General features: G+C 44.8%; 3 protein-coding genes. 1 reads left to right on the forward strand and 2 read right to left on the reverse strand.

Annotated elements, in window-relative coordinates:
* Positions 1 to 301: recombinase family protein (locus B5F19_RS16730; protein WP_055236911.1), on the reverse strand; the 301-nt coding region annotated here is incomplete at its 3' end.
* Positions 302 to 525: 224 nt separating this feature from the next.
* On the opposite strand from B5F19_RS16730, the gene B5F19_RS16735 reads away from it, so the two are divergent.
* Positions 526 to 1,290, forward strand: coding sequence for an MBL fold metallo-hydrolase (locus B5F19_RS16735; RefSeq protein ID WP_087292894.1), 765 nt, complete (start codon positions 526 to 528; stop codon positions 1,288 to 1,290).
* A gap of 60 nt (positions 1,291 to 1,350) precedes the next feature.
* On the opposite strand, the gene B5F19_RS16740 is transcribed toward B5F19_RS16735, so the two are convergent.
* On the reverse strand, positions 1,351 to 1,541 hold a 191-nt coding region (locus tag B5F19_RS16740), incomplete at its 5' end, for a transposon-encoded TnpW family protein (RefSeq protein WP_087292897.1).

The raw sequence follows: 1,541 nt of genomic DNA on the forward strand, positions 1-1,541 counted from the left end.
TGTAAAACCCTACCTGCAAGTAGTTTCGCCCTAACCGGCTCATGTCCTTGACTATGACCGTACCCACTTTCCCGGCTTCAATGTCTGCAAGCATGGCTTGAAAACCGGGGCGCTGGAAGTTTGCGCCGGAAAAGCCGTCGTCGGTGTACCAGCGCAGATTGGTAAAGCCGTTCTGCTTGGCGTAGGTTTCCAAAATCCTTTTCTGGTTCGATATGGAATTGCTTTCGCCTTGCAACTCGTCCTCATGGGACAATCTCGGATAAAGGGCGGTAATGAGGTTTTGGGTGGCTTGTCTTAACATAAAATCCTCCGTTTCCGACAGCCAGCCCCACTATTCCGTAGCTTTATTGTACCACGGAATAGCGGGGGCTGTATAGCGGCAAAAGTGTAAAATCTGCTTCTTTATGGTTTGTCAAATTGCTGATTTTTGTGTAGCGTTTTGTAGAGTTGCTTTCAGTAGAAAAGTTTATATCTGTGTGCTATACTTACTTTCAAAAGCGATTTCGATAGAGCGGGTGATAAAACATGAGTAGTTGGTTTACAACGGAAATAATCGACAAAGATACTTTTGCAATCAGTGAGTATCGGCATTGGGAAGAAACGCATTGCTATTTACTTTGTGGCACTAAGAAAGCCATATTGATTGATACGGGGTTAGGGGTGGCAAATATCAAAAAAGTAGTTGATAGTTTGACATCACTTCCAGTTACAGCCATAACAACACATATACACTGGGATCATATCGGCGGGCACAAATATTTTGATATTATCGCAGTCCACGAAGCAGAAAAAGATTGGTTATCTGGTAAATTTCCTATACCTTTGCAAGTGGTAAAAAGCAATCTTATGAGAAAACCATGCGATTTTCCCTCTGACTTCAAAATAGAGGAATATCAGATTTTTCAAGGAGTCCCGCAAATAATTTTACATGATAACGATTGCATTGATTTGGGGAATAGGAAATTGATAGTTCTTCATACGCCCGGGCATTCTCCGGGGCATTGCTGCTTCTATGAACCGGAAAGAAAATACTTGTATTCCGGTGATTTAATATACAAAGGGTGTCTTGACGCTTTTTATCCAACAACAGACCCACAACTTTTCTTTCAGTCCATAAGAAAATTACAGTCTTTAGCAATACAGCGAATTTTACCTGCACATCATCAACTTGCTATTCCCGCCGATATAATTAGCCGGATTGAAAAAGCCTTTTGCCAATTAGCAAAAGAGGGTAATTTAAAGCAAGGCTGCGGTGTATTTGATTTTGGTGATTTTCAAATCCATGTATGACCTTTACTCACATTCCAGCGGCCATGCTCCCCGGCATGGCCGCTTTCCTCATGCCCCGGTTCACGCCGGACAAGTCGGCTCCTGTGTAGCAGCGGCTTCCGCTTCCAGTACCCGCGCCATTTTGTCGGCGGCGGTGGTGGTAGTGTCTTTCTTGAAATAGCCGGACACGACAAGGACGGAATTGCCCATGCGGATTTCCGTCACGCAGTCGGGGCGGCGGGTGGTGCGGGTGTCGTGCTGCTGTCTATCTG

The sequence above is a fragment of the Pseudoflavonifractor sp. An184 genome, from assembly GCF_002160305.1.
Lineage (GTDB): Bacteria > Bacillota > Clostridia > Oscillospirales > Oscillospiraceae > Lawsonibacter > Lawsonibacter pullicola.

Coding starts and splice junctions, on each gene's coding strand:
- B5F19_RS16735 (WP_087292894.1), top strand. CDS start 526: ATGAGTAGTTGGTTTACAACGGAAATAATCGACAAAGATACTTTTGCA.